Raw genomic sequence first — 19,632 nt, 5'->3', positions numbered from 1 at the left:
CCCGCCGCGCCCCTCGGTCGAGAGGACGATATCTACATGAAATAACAGAGCTTTCTGGCGGCGTCGGGGCGCCGCGAGCTCCACGGAGTTCATGCTTGTTCCGTCCTTCGCATCTCGATACGCCTCGCGGAGGTCCGCGGCGCCGCGCCAGAGCGCGACGCCGCGGTGGATGGCAGAGCGAGCAGAGCGGGCGCCGTGCCAAGCGCCGCGGCACCGCGCGGCGCACGATCGCCGGGGGGGCGCGCTTAGGCGTGGGGCGGATGGGCTGCGTCCAGCACGTGGACGCCGGGGGCGCCGATCGACATGACCTCGCGCTCGAGGCGGGACGCGCGGGCCGCCGCGACAAATGCCGCCGAGGGCGGCGCGCCGCCGACGAAGAGGGCGACGTCGCCGCCGCCCGCGCCGCTCGGCGCGAACGCGGCGCCCTCGGCGGCCGCGGCGAGGCGGAGGCGCCTGAGCTCGGGGGTGACGATCGGCGCGCCGGCGCGGTCGCCGAGCGCGGCGAGGGCGTCGACCTGGCGGTCCAGCGCGGTCACGAAGGCGGCCACGTCGGCGGCCCGGACGGCGGCGTTCGCCCCCTCGGCGGCCGCGCCGAGCAGCGCGCGGTGCGCCTCGGGCTCGCGGGCGGCGAGCGCGCGCACGCGCTCGAGCATGACGCTCGTGCGCGCCGAGGACTCGCTGGCGAAGACCTCGATCACGAGCCCGGCCGGCAGCGCGTGCGGCGTCACCGCGAGCTCGCCGCCCGGCGCGAGGCGGCAGCAGAGCACGCCGCCGTAGACGCTCGCCGCGACGTCGACGCCGCTGCCGCCGCCCTGCGCCCGGCGGTGCGCGGCAAGCGCGTCGGCGAAGATCCTCGCGGTGTCCCACCCGGGGGCGCTCGCGGGCGCGCCGGCGCGGCGCGCGCGGGCCGCGAGCGTTGCGACGAGGATCGCCGCGCTCGAGCCGATGCCGAGCTTGCGGCTCGCGCGGCGCTCCGGCGCGGCCGCGGCCGTGCCCGCGCCCTCGCCGCCCACGGCGACCGGCTGCTCCGCCCGCAGCGCCGACGCGTCGAACCACACCGCGCGGTCGAGCGCCCCCGCGGCGATGGCGGCCCGGACCTCCTCGGTCTCGTGCTCGGCGGGGCGCTCCGGATCGGCGAGCACGTAGCGGTCGACCGCGGCCACGAGCGCGGGTGCGCCCTCGAGCACGGCGTACGCGCCCGAGAGCACCAGCTTGCCGGGCGCCCGGACGATCACGGGCCCGCGCTCCCGGGCGCGCCGCCGCTCGCGACGAGGCGCGCGCCGCCGCCGGGGACGGCCGAGATCGTGCGGAGGACGCCGGGGACGGCGTGCAGCGCCTGCTCGACGGCGCCCCGCGCCTCGGGCGTCGTGAAGACCTTCACGTGCGGGCCGGCGTCGATGGTGAAGAACACCGGCGCGCCCTCACCGCGGAGCCGCCGGACCGCGGCGATCACCTCCACGGTGGCGCCCGTCCAGTAGAGCAGGCCCGGCGAGGCGGCGATGCTCGAGGCGTGCATGCAGAGGGCGCTCGACTCCGCGGCGGCGCCGAGCGCCGCGAAGTCCCGGGCGAGGACGGCCGCGCGCACCGCCGCGAAGAGCGCCGGCGCGGCGTCCACCCAGGCGGGGAAGTACGGGCTCGTCGTCGCGGTGTGCCGCATGCCGTCGCTGGAGCCCACGTCCTTCGGGCCCTCGCGCGTCACGGCGATCACGACCGCGAGCGGCCAGTGGTCCTCCGGCGCGATCGGCGTCGCCGGGAGCGCCTCGTCGCCGGGGCGGCCGGCGCGCAGCTCGACGAAGCCGCCGAACGCGGAGCGCGCGGCGGAGACCGACGTCTTCCGGGCGAGGTCGCTCACCGCCGCCGGCGCGGTGGAGAGGCCCGCGGCCGCGCTCGCGGCGAGCGCGAGCGCGGCGAACGCGGACGCGCTCGAGGCGAGCCCCGCCGCGGTGGGGAAATCGTTCCGGCTGACCACGCGGGCGCGCTCGCGCCGCCCCGAGGCGGCGCGGACCCGGTCGAGCAGCCCGGCGACCCGGCGCGTCGCCTCGGCCTCCGGCGGCAGCGCGGCGCCGGCGAGGTGGAGCTCGTCGCGCTCGAGCGACGCGTCGAAGACGACCTCCGTGGTGGTCGCCATGCCGGCGAGCGTCACCGAGAGGCTCGGGACGGCGGGCAGGTTGTGCCCGTCCGCGCGTTTGCCCCAGTACTTCGCGAGGGCGATGTTCGGGTGGGCGACCGCGGTCGCCCGGCTCACGACGCTCATGCCTGCTCCTCTCGCGCGGCCCTCGTCGCGCGCGCCTCGATCCTGGTCACGAAGCCGCTGTACCCCGCGCCGCGCCAGGCGGCGAGCACGCGCTCCGCCGCCTCGGGCGCCCGGCCGCCGCCCGGGGGCGGGGGTGGGAGCAGCGCGATCACCGAGCCGCCGCCGCCGGCGCCGGTGAGCTTCGCGCCGAGCGCGCCGGCCTCGCGCGCGAGCCGGCAGAGCGCCTCGATCGCCTCGTTGGAGACGAACATCCCGGCGAGGATCATGTGGTTGAGGTCCATCAGCCGGCCGAGCCCCGTCGCGTCCCCCGCCTCGATCGCCAGCGCCGCGTTGTTGACGAGCGAGGTGATGCCGGCGATCGAGCGCTCGGCCAGGTCGGGCTTGCGCTGGAAGTGCCGCGCCACGAGCTCGATCATCGCGCCCGTGTCGTGCGACGTCCCCGTCGAGCCCACGCAGAGCCAGAGGTCGTCGCGCGCGGGCAGGAGCGTCGCGCCCTCGGCCCGGGTGAAACGGAAGCACCCGCTCGTGGCCGCGGCCATCAGGTCGATGCCCGACGCCCTGCCGTGGTGGAACACCGCCTCCCAGGCCGCCGCCGCTGCGCGCACGCGCGCTGCAGGACCGGCGCCGGCGGCGCCCGCGGCCTCCGCGGGCGGGGGCTCCGCCGGCGGACCGAGCGGCGCGAGCGCGGTGATCGCGCGGGCGATCGCGACGCCCAGCGCCGCCGAGCTCCCCAGGCCCCCGCCGGGCGGCAGGTCGCTCTCCGCCTCGACGTGCACCGGGCCTGCGCCGAGGAGCGCCTCGAGCAGGGCCGCGAAGGCCCTCGCGACGCCGTCGCCGTTCGGTCCGCTCGAGGTGGCCGGCTCCTTCGCAGCGTCCGATGCCCCCGATCCACCCGGCGACGCCGCGTGCATGCGCCCGCCCAGCCAGAGCGCGCTCGCGCCGGAGGCGCGCGTCGCCCGGGCGCGCGCGCCGCGCTCGGCGAGGCCGGCGGCGATCGCGGGCGCGCCGTACACGACGGCGTGCTCGCCGAGCAGGATGATCTTGCCGGACGCGGTGCCGAGCGCCTCGGTCATGCGCCTTTCCACCGGAGCGCGCTCGCCGCGCCGCTCAGGATCCGGCGGGCGTGCTCGGTGACCGGCAACGCGCGCCCGAGGTCCTCGGCCTCGCCGCACAGGGCGGAGAGCCGCTCCTCCACCACGCGCCGCGCGCCGCACGCCTCGAGCGCCAGGGTGGCGGCCGCCACGGCCTCGTCGCTCGCGTCCTTCTGGCCGAGCGCGCGCGCGACCGCGCCCCGGCCGGCGGCGTCGAGGCGCCCCTCGGCCGCCGCGAGCACCGCGGTGCGCTTGCCGGCGCGCAGGTCGTTGCCGACCGGCTTTCCCGTCGCGGCGGCGCTCCCGAACGCGCCGAGCAGGTCGTCGCGCAGCTGGAAGGCCACGCCGACCGGCGCCGCGAACCGCTCGAGCGCCGCCACGACCTCGGCCGACGCGCCGGCCAGCGTGGCGCCGAGCGCGAGCGGGCCGCGCACCGTGTAGCTGCCGGTCTTGAGCGCGTGCATCTGCTCGACGTCCTCGGCCCGCCCGACCACGTCGAGGTGCTGCCCGATCACGACGTCCTCGTGCATCCTGCAGAAGAGCTGCACGGCCGCGAGCGCGCGATCCGGCGGCGCCGCGGCGGACGCGAGCGCGCCCAGCGCGAAGCTCCAGGTGAGATCGCCCGCGAGGATCGCCGACGAGGCGCCGAGGTGCACGTCGCCCAGCACCTCCGCCAGCGCGACGTGCACGGTGCGGTCTCCCCGCCGCACCGTGTCGCCGTCGATCCAGTCGTCCTGGATGAGCAGGTACGTCTGCAGGAGCTCGAGCGCGACGCCGGCGTCGATCGCGGGCTCGAGCGGCGCGTCCGGCGCGACGCCCTGGTAGGCGGCGACGAGCAGCCCCGCCCGGAACCGCTTGCCGCCCCGCAGGGTGAGGCTCTTCGCCTCCGCGGCCATCGCCGCGACCTCGCGGCCGTAACGCTCCACGTCGCGCACCTTGTCGCGCCACCGCCGCTCGAGCGAGGCGTCGATCTGGGGGCGGATCGAGGAGAGGAAGTCGAGGAACAGGCGCGCGCCGGGGTCCGCCGTCCCCTCGAGCGTTCGATCGCTGGCCCCGGCATCTGCCCGCGGTGCGCTCGGTCCGTCCTTCATGTGCTCGGCCATGGAGTGCGCGAGCCTAGGAGCCGGCGGGGAGCCGGTCAATCGCGCCTCGGAGTCGGCCGCTTCTGCTCGGCTTCCGGCGCGGGCGGCGCGCCCGGCGCGGCGGCGGCCGCGATCGAGGCGCGGCGGCGGCCGCGATCGAGGCGCGGCGGCGGCGCGCGCGGCGAGGCGCTCGTCCGCGCCAGACGGCGCGCCGCGCCGCGGCGCGGTGGCTTGGCTCCTGCAATGCGCGCTGGCGCGGGTCACAGGCCGCGCGCTGCAGGCCGGGAGCGCCGCGCGCAGTCTCCCTGCGAGGCCGCTCCTCCAGCGTTGCGCGCCGGGCCGCGCCGCAACCGAGGGAAAACGGGGGTTTTTCATGAAGAGAGCGCCGGCTCAGGTGGTTGGTTTCTTCCTCCTCGTGGCCTGCGGCGTCACCGGGTGCAGCGGCGGCGACCCGCGCGCGGATCGCCCGGAGGGCGCCGGTCGGGGTGCGTCCGGCACGGCGCGCGGCGTGGCGCCCGTCGCCCCGGAGCCGCGCGCCCTGCCCAGCTACCGCGCGCTCCGTCCGGGTGCCGACCTCGATCGGGCGGCCGCGCTCGCCGCGGCGCTCGGGCTCGCCCGGGAGGGCTTCGCGCGCGGCGCCGCGCTCGCGCCGGACGGCGCGATCCGCTACCTCGATCGCGCGCGGTTCCAGCGTGTGCCCACGCGGAAGGCCGCCCCGCCCGCGCCCGGGTTCCGCGACGAGCGCGGCCTCGCCACCGCGCTCGGCGACGACGCCGTCGATTTCGACGCGCTGACGGCGGCGCGTGTCCTGCCCGGGCCGGACGCGGCGGCGCGGGCGCGGGCCGCGCTGGACGCGGCGCGCCTGCCGGTCGGCCGCGAGGTCGCCGTGGACCACTCCCTCTTCGAGGTGAGCGACATCGAGGGGCGGGAGGTGGCGCGGGCCGAGCTCGACACGCAGGTGAGCTTCCGCGAGACGCTCGAGGGGCTCCGGCTCATCGGCCCGGGCGCCAAGGTCAAGGTCACGTTCGACCCCGAGGGCGTCGTGACCCACCTGCTCTACGCCCGGCGCGAGCTCGAGCGCGGCGAGGACGTCGCGATCGTCCCCCCCTCGGAGGCCGCCGCGTTGTGCGCCGCCGCGCTCGGCGACGGCGCCGAACTCGCGGCCGCGCCGGAGCTCGTCTATTACGCGCCGCCGCTCTCCAGCGACGTCCGGTGGATCCTGCCCCATTACGTGTGCAGCGCGCGGCGGCGCTCCGGCGAGGAGGTGGCGGACGTCCGCAAGGTGATCGTGCCGGCGGCCCTGGGCGCTCCGGCGGCCGCGCGCTCCGCGCTCTCCCCGCGCCCGCCCGACCCGTCGGCGCGGTCCGACGAGCCGCGCCCGCCCGACCCGTCGGCGCGGTCCGACGAGCCGCGCCCGCCCGACCCGTCGCCGGGCCAGGGCGCGCTGGGCACGGTCGGCACCGAGTGGGTCGGGCGCTGCGGCGGCCTCTCGCACTCCAAGGCGAACGTCGACGGGCTGGTGGCGCGCTTCCAGGCGGGCGGCGTCGCGCCCCGCTTCAACTGGGGGGACCAGCGCGCCTGGGAGGTCGATTTCAAGGATCCCGCGCTGGGCGGCCAGGACGCGTCCTTCGCGGACTCGGTCGACCTCACGTTCTACACGGGGCACGCGAACGGCGCCGGCTTCATGTTCTGCACCAACATGAGCGATGGGTTCTTGCACTTCACCGACGCCCGCTGGGGCAACGCCGAGCTGGAGTGGATGGTGGTCGCCGCGTGCGGCCCGCTCCAGGACGACGGCGGCGCGTGGCGCTACCGGTGGGCGGGCGCGTTCGACGGCCTGCACCTGCTGCTCGGGTATGCGACCGAGTCGTTCGACGACACGAGCGAGGGGGCCGCGTTCGCGGGCCGCCTGCTCGACGAGGCGAGCCCGGCGCCGCTGCGGCAGGCGTGGGCGACGACGGCGATCGAGGTCCAGCCGGACGACCAGGTGATCTACGCCGTGATGGGGGTCTACGGACCGGAGTGGACCCTCCCCAACTACGAGGATCACTTCTGGGGCATGGGGCCGGTCGGCCCGGATCTGCGCGGGGCCGAGCGGCTCGGCTTCTGGCGGATCTCCGGCAAGACGTGAGCCGCGGCGCGAGCGCGCCGCCGGGGCGCGGCCGCGCGCCGCCTCAGTAGCCGAGCCACCTCGGATCGAGCTCTATCGAGACCCGATCCACGAACTTGAGCGCGAGCCGGCCGTCGGGCTCGCCCGCGGCGATCACGTAGACCGACTCGTTCGCCTGAGGCCGATGATCGGTCGGGCTGAAGGAGATCGGCCCGGCCGTCATCCCGTCGAGCACCACGTTCTTGAAGCCCTCGAGGGCCGCCTTCAGGTGCTCGCCCGTCGGCCTCGAGTGCCCGGCCTCGACGGCCCGCTCGACGGCCTCGCGCCACATCAGCGCCGCCGCGTGGCCCTGGACGTAGAGCTGGTCCTGGTGCCGGCCCCGCGGGTGGTTGTCCTTCTCGCGGTACGCCCGGTGGATCTGCAGCATCTCCGCCATGCCGCTCGAGTGCTGGGTGTCGCCGTAGACGGGCACCGGGAAGAGGCCGTAGAAGGCGCCGGCGCAGTCGGCCCCGCAGATCGAGAGCGTCTGCTCGCCGATCCCCCAGTTGTTCGCCATCACGCGCAGCCGCCAGCGCTCCTTCTCGGGGAACGCCTGATCGACGAGCTTCTGCCCGGCCGCGGCGCCCTTGCCGACGAAGGCCGACGAGACGACGCTGTTGCCGGCCCAGAGCCAGCTCACGGGGACGTAGGCCGGGTTCGCCCTCTTCCTCTCGATCTCCCGCTTCACGTAGCCGGTCACCGCGCCGACGATGAGCGCCTCGTGCTCGAGGGACGAGGTCTGAGGGACGACGAGATCCTCGCCGAGCAGCATGCCGGGCAGCTGCTCCACGTACGATTTGCCCGCCGCGAGCGGATCGACGCAGTAGAGGCACTGATCGACGGTGTCGTGCACCATCGCGATGCGCCCGGGCGCGATCTTCCAGGCGGCCTTGATCCCGATGCGGATCGCGGTGGAATAGTCGGTGGCGGGGAAGAAGACGTACGGATATCCCGGGCTCGTCTTGTGCTCCGTCGCGGTGACGCTCTGGCCCACGGCGTTGAACTCGGCATGCGAGACGTCGACCGAGATCGGCGCGGGCGTGGCGAGCGAGCCGGCGTACGAGCCGGGGATGATGAGCTTCTTCTCGTCGGAGAGCTTCGGCGCGACGCGGGTGGTCGGGCCGGTGCCGAAGACGAACAGCGTGTTCACCTCGGGCCACTCGGGCGCCCCTCGCCACGCGTCGATCACCTCCTCGGTCGTGGCCGGGTCGTACCGCGCGTCCTTGATGTCGACCTCGATGCGGCAGCCCCGGAGCCCTCCCTGGCTGTCGTTGAGGTGGCGCAGGTAATCGTAGATCCCCTGGTTATAGGGCGGCGCGATGTCGGTGGCCGGCCCGGTGTCGCTGGTCGTGATCCGGACCCGCAGCACCCCCTCGCAGCGGCGCGCCGCGGCGGCGGCGCCCGCGGCGGGCACGGCGGAGGCGGCGGTGGGCGTGGGCCGCTGCTCGCCCGGGCCGCGCGCCGCGACCGCGACCGCGGCGCCCAGCGCGGCCATGCCGATCGCCCCGACCAGGTAGCCGCGCGGCGGCGAGGCGGTGGGGCTCAGGACCGCCTTCAGGCCCGTCAGCTCCTGCTCGGACGCGGTGCGACCTGGCCCCGGGGTCCGCTGCCCGGGATCCTCCCCGAGGGGGAGCAGCGTCGGGAGCCGCCGGGGGGCCTCGATGACGATCCGGCTCGCGCGCTGCAAGCTCGCCTCGGCCGCGGCGCCCGGCGGCGGGGCGTCGAGGTACGCCTTGATCTGCCGCTGCATGCTGGCCCGGCGCTCCCCGAAGACGCGCAGCATCGTCGCGCCGATCTCGTCCGACCGGACGTCCTCGCCCGAGACGCGCAGGTACACCTCGAGCGCCTCGCGCATTTCTTGGGCGGTCTCGAACCGCCTCGCCGGGTCGCGTTCGAGCGCCTTCGCGACGATGGCGTCGAGCCCGGGCGGCAGACCCGCGACGAGGCGCGAGGGGGGCGGGATGTCGTCGAGGGACGCGAGCTTCCAGAGCGCGTCGACGGCGTCGCCCCCGAAGAGCCGCTCCTGGGTGAGCAGCTCCCAGAGGACGATGCCGGCGACGAAGATGTCGGCTCGCCGATCGATCGTCGCGCTGTCCAGCGCCTGCTCGGGCGCCATGTAGGAGGTCTTGCCCTTCAGCTTGCCGGTCTCGGTGAGGCTCTCGTTGATGGCCGCCTTGGCGACGCCGAAATCGAGCAGCTTCACCGCGCCGTCGAAGGTGACGAAGATGTTGTGCGGGGACACGTCGCGGTGGACGATGCCGAGCGGCGTGCCGTCGTAGTCGCGGAGCTCGTGCGCGTGGTGGAGGCCGCTCAGCATGTCGGCGACGATCCGGAGCCAGACGCCGCGCGTGAAGTCCTCCGCGCCCGCGTCGCGCTGGGTCGCCGCCTTGATGAGCCCGCTCAGCGGCTGGCCCTCCAGGTACTCCATCACCGTGAAGTACCCGTCCTCGTCCTGAGCGACCTCGTAGGTCTGGACGATGTTGGGGTGGTTGAGGCGGGCGGAGAGCTTCGCCTCGTCCAGAAACATCGAGACGACCTTATCGCTCTCCCCGGTCACGCCGCGGTGGCGCTTGACGACGACGAGCTTGTTGAAGGACCCGGGCCCGTGCGCGACGGCCAGGAACACGTCCCCCATCCCACCCCGGCCGAGCTTCGCGATGAGGCGGTACTTGCCCATGACCGCCGTCTGAGTCTGCTCGGTCTCCGAGGTTTGTCGACCCGTGGCCACCATCGTTCGCCGCCCCGGAGGGCGCGCGCTGCGCCGAGCGGATTCAACATGGAAGCAACAGCAGGCTTCGTTGTCAACGCCTCGGACGGCCGCGCGCCGCGTTCAGCTCGCGTTCAGCTAACTCAACGTTCAGCCCCTGTTAGCTCGCGTCGGCTTGCGTCGGCTTGCGTCGGCTTGCTTCGGCTTGCGTTCGGCTCCCATTCCATTCGCGTTCAGGTTGCCGAGAATGCGGCGTCGCGCGGCGGTGCTGCCATGCCGTGGCGCCGGCATGGGCGCCAGCGCTGGCGCATCGCGCGTGTCGGCGATGCATCAGCGCGTCATGGCATCATCCCGTCATTGCGTTAGCATCGTGAGAATCGCGTCGTTTCAAAAGATTGTCGCAGGTGTGCCATACCCCCCGACACTGCCCTTCAACGCGAAGAAGGATATTCCCGATGGCATTCTTGCGATCTGCCCCGATCCATCCCTGCGCATCGGATGTCGACGCCGCAGGCGTGCGCGGTGGCCGCCGTCCCGGGAGCGCACGCTCTTCGTCTCGGACAAGGGGCGTGGGGCTCGGGCGGCGTTCGCGGGGGAGCCGCTCTATGTGCCATGGCCGTGGTAGGATCCGGCAACGCCGCGGCGTGGCGCCGGGCTCGCCGGGGGGGACGGCGGCCGGCTCCGCGGCAGCACGTGCCGCGATCCCGGCGTGGGGGCAGCACCTCGTGCATGGTACGCGTGTTGCTTGGAGGCATGGCAGTGACAACGAGCTCGGAACCGGAGAGGGCGAAGAGGCGTGGGGCGTGCGGCGGAGGGAAGTCGGCCTCTCGCCCGCGCACGACCCGTGTCGGCGTGCGGCTGCCGCGGTGGGGACGCTGGATCGCGCTCTCGCCAGCGCTGGTCTGCGCCTGCTCGCTCGAGGGGTTGTCCGACGCGTGGGACGCCTCCTCGACGTCCACGGAACTCCCGACGTCCCAGGGAGGTGCGGGCGCGACGGGCGGGCAGTCGAACTGCGCCCCTGGCTCGCTCGCGTGCGAGGCCGAGGACTGCAACCTCTTCGGCAGCTTCGTCGTCATGGACGACCCCACGGCGCACGGCGCGGGCTACGTGGTCGTCCCCGAAGAGTCGGGCTGCGACGACGACCGCGTCGAGTGCCCGCTCGACGTCACCGAGGCCGGGACCTACCAGATCAAGGCCCGGCTCGCCGCCGGGCCCATGGAAGGCAAGGACAGCTCGTTCTGGATCCGCGTGAACTACGAGCCGTCGGAGGGATACCGCTACGAATACACGGGCACCGAGTTCCACTTCGACTACGTGAACGACTCGACGTCCGAGACCACGAAGCTGCTCACCTTCGCGCTCGAGCCCGGGAGGCACATCGTCTCGTTCGCGTGCCGCGAGGACGGCTCCAAGCTCGACTCGGTCGCGCTCGTGCGGATCTCCCCCTGAGCCCGCGCGGGGTGCGCGGAGGTGTCCACCGTGTCAACCCGGGGTTGACAGCGCCTCGCGCCGCTCCTTCTCGAGGTGCTCGTACGGCGCGAGCGTCGCGAGGCGCGGGTCCTCGACGGGGCCGCCGACCGTGAAGTGATAGAGGCTCTGGAGCGCGTCGCCGGTGATGCCGCAGAGCTCGTGGAACACGTCGTCGAAGTAGCAGCCGATGCCGGTCGCGCGCACGCGGCCGCCGCTGTCCGTGGCGGCCTCGGCCTCGAGGTAGAGCGTGTGGCCGAGGACGCCGGCCTCCCAGAAGAGACGGCGGTACCACGGCGCGCCGCGCTCCCGGAGCGCGGCGCCGAGGTCGGCGACCATCCCGAGGCTGAACGCGCCGTCGGCGGCGATCTCCTGGTGGCAGCTCACGATCTGCGCCGCGTCCCGGAGATCGGCCTGGGAGAGGCGGTAGAGCCCGAGGTGCGCCGGGCAGCCGGCCGGCGTCTCCCAGTCGAACGGGTGGGCGAGCGCGGCCCGCAGCCGGTCGTGCGCCGCCTCGGACCGCTCGAGCACGTACAGGCCCTCGGGGAGGCCGCGGACGCGGTGCACGAAGACGACCGCGTGGACCGCGGGCGCCCACGGGAGCACGTCCCACGGGGGCACGCCGGGGCGGGGGAGGAGGTGATCCAGCATGGCGTAGAACGTCTCCGCGCCGATCGAGGTGCGGGCGTCGTACGCGGACGCGCTCCGCCGCATCCGGATGATCTCCGCGGCCGGGGCGCCGCCGCCGCCGGGGAGCGGCGGCAGGTCGCCCCGCGGGACGGCCGCGGGCTCCTCGGTGTGGGGCTTCCAGGTGGCCTCGGCGACGTCGTCAATGACGGGCCAGTCGACGTGGCTCGGGCTCAGCGCGTTCGCCCGTCCGGCCCACGCGCCCTCGCGCGCGGCGAGGCGGACGAGCTCCGGCGCCTTCGCGGCCACCGCGCGCGCCGCGGCCGCGAGCGCGCGCGCCTCCTCCGGGCGCGCCGGGGCGGAGGGCACGAGGAGCAGCGCGGCGTCCGGGTGCTCGCGATCGGCCGCGGCGACCCCGGCGAAATCCGCGTCCCGGTCGAGGCCGAGCAGCGCGCGCAGCTCGGCGTCGCCGAGGTCGTCGAGCAGCAGGGCGGTCCAGCCGAGCGCCGCCGCAGCGTAACGGACCGCGGCGATGGCGTGCCCCACGTCGTGCTGGCAATAACGAAACGCCCGCTCGCCGTACTTCCACGCCTCGCGCCAGTGGATGGAGCTCAGCCCGACGAGGAGGCCGCCCGCAGGGAGCAGGGCCGCGAGCGCGCGCGCGGACGCGGCGTCCAGCGCGGCGCGGCGCTCGAGTTTGTGGTCGCGGCTCACGTAATGGTAGAGGCCCGCCGCGAGCCCGGGGGCGCCGGCCGAGAGCAGGTATGCCTCGGTCGGGTGGAGGTTCCCGCTCGAGGGATTGCAGCGGAGCGCCCAGCGGGAGCCCCGGTGCTCCTTCCACGCGGACAGGCCGAGGGAGAGCTCGAACAGCGCCGCCACGGCGCCGAGCTCGACCGCGGCGGGCGCCACCGCGCCGGGGCGGTAGAGGTCGCGGTAAGCGGCGGTGAGGCCGCGGGCCCGGAGCGGCAAGAGGACCTCGGGCGCGCCCTCGAAGGTGCGGAACGGCTCGGGCTGCGTGCTCCAGTCGAGGTAGCCGAGGGCGCGCGCATAACGCCTCAGGTGGTGCTTCGTGCGCGTGTGGTACGAGAGCGCGCGCTCGACGGGGCTCCTGGACATGGGCTCGCTCGAGGCGAGCAGGGTAGCAGCGGCGCGGGGCGCCGCTACCGCCGCTACCGCGAAACCCGGCGCGGCGGACTCGATGGATGAGCTCGCACGGGGAGCGCGCGCGGCGTGTCACGCTCATTGCGCGTAGCTCATTGCGCATGGCTCATTGGGCGTAGCCCATTGCGCATGGCTCATTGCGCGCAGCTCATCGCGCAATGAGCTGCGCGCAGCGAGCGCGGTTGTCTCGCGGAGGTCGCGGGAAGATCGCACGACAACACCACAGCTCGACGGCGGCGCGGCGCGAGAAGAGGCGCTTGACACGGGGTGGTGCGTTTCGTTCCCTCTGGCGTTCCGGCCATGGTTCGCCTGCTCGCGGGTAGCCCGCTCCTCCTCCTCTTCGTCGTCTCCGCGCTCGGTTTCCTCGTGGGGCGCCTCCGGATCGGCGGCTTTCACCTCGGCGTCGCGGCGGTGCTCTTCGTCGGGCTCGGCGCCGGCGCCGTCGACCCGTCGCTGCAGCTGCCCGAGTTCGTGACGGTCTTCGGCCTCGCCCTCTTCGTCTACACCGTGGGCCTCACCAGCGGCCCCGGGTTCTTCGCCTCGCTGCGCCGGCGCGGCCTGCGCGACGCGCTGCTCGCCGCCGGCGCGCTGCTCGCCGCCGCCGGCCTCGCCGCGCTCGCGGCGCGCTTCGCCGGGCTGCGCGGCGCGGCCGCCGCCGGGGTGTTCGCGGGCGCGACCACCAGCACCCCGGCCCTGGCGAGCGCGCTCGAGGTGATCAAATCGGCGCCGGAGGCCGCGCGCGAGGCGCTCGCGAGCGGCGCCGTGGTCGGCTACTCGGTCACCTACCCGGCGGGGGTGCTCGGCACGCTCGGCGCGATCGGCCTCCTCCAGCGCCTGCTGCGCGTGGACTACGAGGCCGAGCTGCGGAGCCGCCGCGACGCCAGAGGGGCGCCGCAGCGCCTCACCAACGTCACGGTGCGCGTCACCCGCGACGAGGCGCTCGGCGTCCCGGCCGGCGAGCTGCGGCGGCGCCACGGGCTGCACGTGCTCTTCGGCCGCATGCGCCGCGGGGGGCAGCTCGCCATCGCGACCGACGCGACGGCGCTCGAGCGCGGCGACCTCGTGGGCGTGATCGGCGGCGAGGACGACGTGAACGCCGCCGCGCTCCTGCTCGGCGAGGCCACGGCCGAGCACCTCGAGTTCGACCGGACCCAGATCGATTTCCGCCGGGTGTTCGTCTCGCGCCCCGGGATCACCGAGCGGCCGCTCCGCGAGCTCAGGCTGCCGGAGCGCTTCGGGGCGATCATCACGCGCGTGCGCCGCGGCGACGTGGACATCCTGCCCGACGACCAGACCACGCTCGAGCTCGGCGACCGCGTGCGCGTCGTCGCGCCGCGCGAGCGCATGGACGCGATCGCGCGGTACCTCGGCGACTCCTTGAAGGCGATCTCGGAGATCGACGTCATCACGTTCAGCGTGGGGATCGCGCTCGGGCTGCTCCTCGGCAGCGTGCCGATCCCGCTGCCCGGCGGGGCCCCGATCAAACTCGGCTCCGCCGGCGGGCCGCTGCTCGTGGGCCTCGTCCTCGGCCGGCTCGGGCGCACGGGGCCGCTCGTGTGGACGCTCCCGTACGGCACGAACCTCACGCTGCGGCAGCTCGGCGTGGTGATGTTCCTCGCCGGCGTCGGCACCCGCTCGGGCTACTCCTTCGCGCACACGCTGGCGCAGGGCGGCGCGGCGGCGCTCGTGGGGAGCGGCGCGCTCATCACCGCGGCGGTCGCGTTCGGGACGCTGCTCGTCGGCTACCGGCTGCTCCGGATCCCGATGGGCGTGCTCACCGGCATGCTCTCCGGGATCCAGACGCAGCCGGCGGTGCTGGCGTTCAGCCTGGAGCAGGCGCGCAGCGAGGCGCCGAACGCGGGCTACGCGTCGGTCTACCCGGTGGCGACGCTCGTGAAGATCGTGGCGGCGCAGCTCCTCGTGCGGCTGCTCTGACGACCCGCGCGGCGGCGCACGGTTTGCTCGGGGGGCGCACCTGGTGCGCGCGCCTGCTCCCCGGCGGACGAGCTCGTGGGCAATCGGCGCAGCCAAGCGGGCGTATTTCGGCCAGAATTGTCGTCAGGGCGGGCGCGGCCCGCGTCCTGCAATGCACGGGGGACTGAGAGATGAGGAGGGTACGCCAGTGTCCGTAGCACCCAGCCAGCGCAGCCAGAACGCGGTCCACTCGGAGCCGCCGCCGCCGGTCATCTCGGAGCCGCCGCCGCCGCCGTCGATCCCCGGGCTCAGGGCGTCGATCGCCAACGAGAAGCTCCGGCGGTGGATCGCCGAGGTGGTCGCGTTGTGCCAGCCGGATCGCGTGCACGTGTGCGACGGCTCCAAGGAGGAGTTCGACGCGCTCTGCGACCAGATGGTGAAGGCGGGCACGCTGATCCGCCTGAACCCGGAGAAGCGCCCGGACAGCTACCTCGCGCGCTCCGACCCGAGCGACGTGGCCCGCGTCGAGGACCGCACGTTCATCTGCAGCCGGCGCAAGCAGGACGCCGGCCCCACGAACAACTGGGCCGATCCGCAGGAGATGAAGGCCACGCTGCGCCGCCTCTTCACCGGGTGCATGCGGGGCCGGACCCTGTACGTGATCCCCTTCAGCATGGGGCCGGTCGGCTCGCCGTACGCGCACATCGGCGTCGAGCTCAGCGACTCGCCGTACGTGGCCGCGAGCATGCGGATCATGACCCGCATGGGCAGCAAGGTGCTCGAGGCGCTGGGGGACGGCGGCTTCGTCCCCTGCCTGCACTCGGTCGGCATGCCCCTCGCTCCGGGGCAGAGCGACGTGCCGTGGCCGTGCAACGCGGAGAAGTACATCGTCCACTTCCCGGGCGAGCGGCTGATCTGGTCGTTCGGGAGCGGCTACGGCGGCAACGCGCTGCTCGGCAAGAAGTGCTTCGCGCTGCGCATCGCGTCGGTGCTCGGCCGGGAGCAGGGGTGGCTCGCCGAGCACATGCTCATCCTCGGCGTCGAGTCGCCGAAGGGCGAGAAGACGTACGTCGCCGCGGCCTTCCCGAGCGCGTGCGGCAAGACGAACTTCGCCATGCTCATCCCGCCCAAGGCCTTCGCGGGCTGGAAGGTCACGACGGTGGGCGACGACATCGCCTGGATGAAGCCCGGGACCGACGGGCGGCTCTACGCGATCAACCCCGAGGCGGGTTATTTCGGCGTGGCCCCGGGGACGTCGGAGAAGTCGAACGCGAACGCGATGGCGACCATCCGGAAGAACACCATCTTCACCAACGTGGGGCTCACGCCCGACGGCGACGTGTGGTGGGAGGGGATGACGGACGAGCCGCCGCCGGAGCTCATCGACTGGCAGGGGAAGCCGTGGACCCCGGACTGCGGGCGCAAGGCGGCGCACCCGAACGCGCGCTTCACGACCCCCGCGTCGCAGTGTCCGTCGATCGACGCGCACTGGGACGACCCGAACGGCGTGCCCATCAGCGCCATCATCTTCGGCGGGCGGCGGGCGACGACGGTGCCGCTCGTGTACCAGTCCCTGAACTGGGGCTTCGGCGTCTACATGGCGGCGACGATCGGCTCCGAGATGACGGCCGCGGCGGCCGGCACCATCGGCCAGGTCCGGCGCGATCCGATGGCGATGTTGCCCTTCTGCGGCTACCACATGGGCGATTACTTCAACCACTGGCTGCAGATGGGGCGCCAGATCGCCAATCCGCCGCGCATCTTCTCGGTCAACTGGTTCCGCAAGGACGACCAGGGCAACTTCCTCTGGCCGGGCTTCGGCGAGAACATGCGCGTCCTCAAGTGGATCGTCGATCGCGTGCACGGCCGCGGCTTCGCCGAGGAGAGCCCGCTCGGGTGGATGCCGCGGTACGAGGACCTCGAGTGGCGGGGGATGGACGGCTTCTCGAAGGAGAAGTTCTACCAGCTCATGGCCGTCGACCGGGAGGCGTGGAAGGCGGAGTTCGGCTCGCACGGGGAGCTGTTCGAGCGGCTCTATGACCGGCTGCCCAAGGAGTTCCTGCTGATGCGCGAGCTGCTGCTCGCGCAGCTCTGGCGGTCGCCGGAGCGGTGGGAGCTCGCGCCGGAGCGGTACCTCGACGAGCACGAGCACAACGACGAAGGAGAGGCGGGCGGCTGATAACGGGGATGTCGTCGTCGGGGGGCTTGCCGAGTCGCACGGCCCCCGGCGAGGGTGTCCGCCGCGCGGCGCAGGGGACGGGCTGAACTCGCCATGGACGTTGTGTCCCCTCCGTGCTGCGCACTCCGGGAACACAACGTCATTTGGGCTCAGACAACAGCCCGTCCCCCACGCCGCGCGGCGGACACCCTCGCCGGGGGCCTGCCGTGTTTGCGGGACCAGGCGGGCGATGGGGGGCCGCGAGCCGCTCGCGCGTTCGTTGAAGAGCGCTGTCGACTTGCGGTGCTGGACGGGGCTGCGCCGGGCTGGGACTGTCGTTGTTTGAGCCCCACGTGAGTCGGGGCCGGGGGATCACGAGGGCTCGTCGCGGCCGGGATCGATGTGCACGAGGACCTCGGCGTCGGGCTCGACGGCGAGGATGGCGTCGCGGGCCCGATCGCTCGTCGCGTGCGCGCGGGCGAGGGGGAGATCGCCCGGGAGCTCGATGTGGACGTCGACGAACAGGGTGCGGCCGGCGATGCGCGTGCGCAGGGCGTGGTGGCCGAGGATCTCGCCGCGGGAACGCATGGCGGAGAGCGCGGCCTCGATCGCGGCGACGCGGTCCTCGGAGGCGCTCGTGTCGATGAGATCGCGCACGCCGAGGCGGAGGAGGGAGCCCGCGGAGGTGAGGACGTACACGGCGACCGCGATCGACAGCACGCCGTCCACGCGGGAGATGCCGGTGACATAGGTGAGGGCGACGCCGAGGAAGACGGCGAGGTTCGCGGCAATGTCGGTGCGGTAATGGATGGCGTCGGCCTGGATGGCGCTCGAGCCGGTGCGCGCGGCGACGCGGCCGAGATAGGCCACGAGCGCGGCGGTGATCGCCGCGGCGACCGCCATCGCGCCGAGCGTGACCGCGGCCAGCCGGAGCGGCTGGGGCGAGATCAGGCGCCGGACGCCCTCGATGAGCAGGTAGACGCCGGAGCCGCCGATGAGCAGGCCCTGGCCGGCCGTGGCGAGCGTCTCGATCTTCGCGTGGCCGAACGGGTGGGAGCGGTCGGGCGCGGCGTGCGCGAGCTGGATGGCGAGGGCGTTCGCCGAGGAGGCGAAGAGGTCCGTCAGCGAGTCGACGGCGCTCGCGGTGACCGCCATCGAGTGGCCGAGCTGGCCAGCGACGAGCTTGCCGAGCGCGAGGCCGCCCGCGGTCATCGCCGCGATCCGGCCGGCGCGCAGCGCGGCGCGGGCGCGGTCGGCGTCGCGGCGAGGTTCGAGGGCCATGGCGGGCTCCGAGACTACCCTCGGCGGCGCGGCCCGCTCGAGCGGGAAATTCCCCGCCCGAACGGGAAATTCCCCGCTCGAGCGGGGACTGTCCCCGCTCGAGCGGGAAATTCCCCGCTCGAACGGGAAGACTGCCGGAGAGCGCCGCGCGCGGCGGACCGCCGGGGCGCCGCGCGGCGGACGGCGGGGGCGCCGCGCGCAGCGGTCTACGCCACGGCGCGGTTCAGGTTGGCGGGCGTGCCCGACGCGGAGGGGCGCAGCTCGACCTTGACCCAGCCGGCCTCGCGCCGGTCGAAGGCCTTGTAGGCGTCGATCGCGGACTCGAGGGGCGCCTGCTTCGTGATGATCGTCGTGGGATCCACCTGGCCGGACTGCACGAGGTCCACGAGCTTCGGGATGTACTTGCGGTGGTTGCAGTTGCCCATCTGGAGGGTGAGGTTCTTGTTCATGGCCTCCCCGATGGGGAACGTGCGCGACGTCTGCGGATAGACCCCGATCACCGAGATCGTCCCCGCCTTCGCCACGCACCGGACGGCCCATTGCAGCACCTGCGACGGCCCGTCGCCGGCGACGAACGTGTCGCCCTTGGTCCGCGCGTCGGGGTTGATCTGCTTGACCTCCAGGTCGAACGCCTTGGCGTCCTGCTTCGCCTGCTTGTGCGCGGGGCCGTCGTGCGGCCGCTCGGCGTCGACGCCCACCGCGTCGATGGCCCGGTCGACGCCGATCCCGCCGGTGAGGCGCATGATCGCGACGAGCGGATCCTCGGCGGAGAAGTCGATGGTCTCGGCGCCCTGGTCGCGCGCCATCTCGAGCCGGTCGGCCACCTGGTCGATCGCGATGATGCGCCCCGCGCCCATGAGCTTGGCGCTCGCGATCGTGAACAGGCCGACGGGGCCGCAGCCGAAGACCACCACGGTGTCGCCGGGCCGGATCTCGGCGAGCTCGGCGCCGAAGTAGGCCGTGGGGAAGATGTCCGAGAGCAGGATGGCCTGGTCGTCGCTGACGCCGTTCGGGAGCTTGACGAGCCCGACGTTGGCGAACGGGATGCGCGCGAACTCGGCCTGGAGGCCGTCGAAGGGGCCGGACATCTTGGGGCCGCCGAAGAAGGCGGTGCCCGCGTGTTTGCCGTTCGGGTTGGCGTTGTCGCACTGCGCGTAGTACGCGGCTCGACAGTACGAGCAATAGCCGCAGGCGATGGTCGACGGCACGACGACCCGGTCGCCCTTCTTCAGGTTCCTGACGTCCTTGCCGAGCTCCTCGACGACGCCGACCGCCTCGTGGCCGAGGACGGTGCCCGGCACCATCCCGGGCATGGTGCCGCGGACGAAGTGGAGGTCGGTGCCGCAGATGGCGCTCGCCGTGATGCGGAGGATCGCGTCGGTCGGCTCCTTGATCTTGGGCTCCTTGATGTCGTCCATCCGGATGTCGCCGATGCCGTGAAAGACTACCGCCTTCATTGGTTCTCGCTTTCTCCCTTCAGGGGTGGATGGCGCGCCGGGCTGCCGCGGAAGGAGCAGGCCGGCGAGCGCCGCTGAGATGGCTGAGGGGTCGGACGCGGGATGTCTGTGCGGATCCCGTGCCAGCGCGAGGGGCGGAGGTGGGGGCGATCGAGGGAACGGGCGGGATGGCGTGGGGGGAGGGGGGAAGCCGGGGGCGGGGCGAGGGGGCTGCCGAGGTCGGTGGGGCGGGGTGCTCCTCTGGAGGGCAGGTCGTGGCGGATTGTCTCGGTTGGGGACAATAG

The 19,632-nt window shown here is 74.1% G+C and carries 12 protein-coding genes; 4 read left to right on the top strand and 8 right to left on the bottom strand.

Annotated features, from left to right (window positions below):
- Window positions 1-245 precede the first annotated feature (245 nt).
- From WMF43_RS24635 to WMF43_RS24620, 4 genes are read right to left on the bottom strand one after another with little or no spacing between them, the layout of a single operon-like run.
- On the bottom strand, window positions 246-1,235 hold the full coding sequence (locus WMF43_RS24635; RefSeq protein WP_437683637.1) for a GHMP family kinase ATP-binding protein: 990 nt from the start codon (window positions 1,233-1,235) through the stop codon (window positions 246-248).
- Entirely contained in the window at window positions 1,232-2,254 is a 1,023-nt protein-coding gene (mvaD, locus tag WMF43_RS24630; RefSeq protein WP_437683635.1) for a diphosphomevalonate decarboxylase, read from the bottom strand. Before mvaD ends, WMF43_RS24635 begins: the two co-directional genes overlap by 4 nt.
- Window positions 2,251-3,327 (bottom strand): mevalonate kinase, encoded by a 1,077-nt coding sequence (mvk, locus tag WMF43_RS24625; RefSeq protein ID WP_437683633.1) that lies wholly within the window; start codon window positions 3,325-3,327, stop codon window positions 2,251-2,253. Before mvk ends, mvaD begins: the two co-directional genes overlap by 4 nt.
- Window positions 3,324-4,448, bottom strand: coding sequence for a polyprenyl synthetase family protein (locus tag WMF43_RS24620; protein ID WP_437683631.1), 1,125 nt, complete (start codon window positions 4,446-4,448; stop codon window positions 3,324-3,326). The genes mvk and WMF43_RS24620 overlap by 4 nt, the downstream gene beginning before the upstream one ends.
- Window positions 4,449-4,800: 352 nt before the next feature.
- Between WMF43_RS24620 and WMF43_RS24615 the strand changes: the two genes are divergently transcribed.
- Window positions 4,801-6,558: a DUF6345 domain-containing protein gene (locus WMF43_RS24615; protein WP_437683629.1), complete on the top strand. Its 1,758-nt coding sequence runs from the start codon at window positions 4,801-4,803 to the stop codon at window positions 6,556-6,558.
- Window positions 6,559-6,601: 43 nt separating this feature from the next.
- On the opposite strand, the gene WMF43_RS24610 is transcribed toward WMF43_RS24615, so the two are convergent.
- Complete coding sequence (locus tag WMF43_RS24610; RefSeq protein ID WP_437683627.1) at window positions 6,602-9,253, bottom strand: protein kinase domain-containing protein; 2,652 nt, start codon at window positions 9,251-9,253, stop codon at window positions 6,602-6,604.
- Between the two features lie 882 nt (window positions 9,254-10,135).
- On the opposite strand from WMF43_RS24610, the gene WMF43_RS24605 reads away from it, so the two are divergent.
- Window positions 10,136-10,732 carry a hypothetical protein gene (locus WMF43_RS24605; protein WP_437683625.1) on the top strand — a complete coding sequence of 199 codons (597 nt, stop codon included), beginning with the start codon at window positions 10,136-10,138 and terminating at the stop codon, window positions 10,730-10,732.
- A gap of 33 nt (window positions 10,733-10,765) precedes the next feature.
- Here the strand turns inward: WMF43_RS24605 and WMF43_RS24600 are convergent, their stop codons facing one another.
- Entirely contained in the window at window positions 10,766-12,493 is a 1,728-nt protein-coding gene (locus tag WMF43_RS24600; protein ID WP_437683623.1) for a nitroreductase family protein, read from the bottom strand.
- 345 nt (window positions 12,494-12,838) lie between these two features.
- Between WMF43_RS24600 and WMF43_RS24595 the strand changes: the two genes are divergently transcribed.
- A complete protein-coding gene (locus WMF43_RS24595) occupies window positions 12,839-14,473 on the top strand; it encodes an aspartate:alanine exchanger family transporter (protein WP_437683621.1) in 1,635 nt (544 codons plus the stop codon).
- Window positions 14,474-14,750: 277 nt separating this feature from the next.
- Entirely contained in the window at window positions 14,751-16,631 is a 1,881-nt protein-coding gene (locus WMF43_RS24590; RefSeq protein ID WP_437684073.1) for a phosphoenolpyruvate carboxykinase (GTP), read from the top strand.
- Between the two features lie 351 nt (window positions 16,632-16,982).
- Here the strand turns inward: WMF43_RS24590 and WMF43_RS24585 are convergent, their stop codons facing one another.
- Window positions 16,983-17,891: a cation diffusion facilitator family transporter gene (locus WMF43_RS24585; protein ID WP_437683620.1), complete on the bottom strand. Its 909-nt coding sequence runs from the start codon at window positions 17,889-17,891 to the stop codon at window positions 16,983-16,985.
- A 206-nt stretch (window positions 17,892-18,097) separates the two neighbouring features.
- Complete coding sequence (locus WMF43_RS24580; protein ID WP_437683619.1) at window positions 18,098-19,348, bottom strand: zinc-dependent alcohol dehydrogenase; 1,251 nt, start codon at window positions 19,346-19,348, stop codon at window positions 18,098-18,100.
- Window positions 19,349-19,632 lie beyond the last annotated feature (284 nt).

Origin of the sequence: Sorangium sp. So ce131, from assembly GCF_051519095.1 — a bacterium.
GTDB lineage: Bacteria > Myxococcota_A > Polyangia > Polyangiales > Polyangiaceae > Sorangium.
Note: the sequence above shows the minus strand (reverse complement) of the source record. Positions and strands in the feature narration are given on the sequence as shown.

What these genes read in the sequence shown, in the direction of transcription:
- mvaD (WP_437683635.1), bottom strand. Translation starts at nt 2,254, where the DNA reads ATGAGCGTCGTGAGCCGGGCGACCGCGGTCGCCCACCCGAACATCGCC.
- WMF43_RS24580 (WP_437683619.1), bottom strand. Translation starts at nt 19,348, where the DNA reads ATGAAGGCGGTAGTCTTTCACGGCATCGGCGACATCCGGATGGACGAC.
- WMF43_RS24595 (WP_437683621.1), top strand. Translation starts at nt 12,839, where the DNA reads ATGGTTCGCCTGCTCGCGGGTAGCCCGCTCCTCCTCCTCTTCGTCGTC.
- WMF43_RS24585 (WP_437683620.1), bottom strand. Translation starts at nt 17,891, where the DNA reads ATGGCCCTCGAACCTCGCCGCGACGCCGACCGCGCCCGCGCCGCGCTG.
- WMF43_RS24610 (WP_437683627.1), bottom strand. Translation starts at nt 9,253, where the DNA reads ATGGGCAAGTACCGCCTCATCGCGAAGCTCGGCCGGGGTGGGATGGGG.
- WMF43_RS24615 (WP_437683629.1), top strand. Translation starts at nt 4,801, where the DNA reads ATGAAGAGAGCGCCGGCTCAGGTGGTTGGTTTCTTCCTCCTCGTGGCC.
- WMF43_RS24620 (WP_437683631.1), bottom strand. Translation starts at nt 4,448, where the DNA reads ATGGCCGAGCACATGAAGGACGGACCGAGCGCACCGCGGGCAGATGCC.
- mvk (WP_437683633.1), bottom strand. Translation starts at nt 3,327, where the DNA reads ATGACCGAGGCGCTCGGCACCGCGTCCGGCAAGATCATCCTGCTCGGC.
- WMF43_RS24600 (WP_437683623.1), bottom strand. Translation starts at nt 12,493, where the DNA reads ATGTCCAGGAGCCCCGTCGAGCGCGCGCTCTCGTACCACACGCGCACG.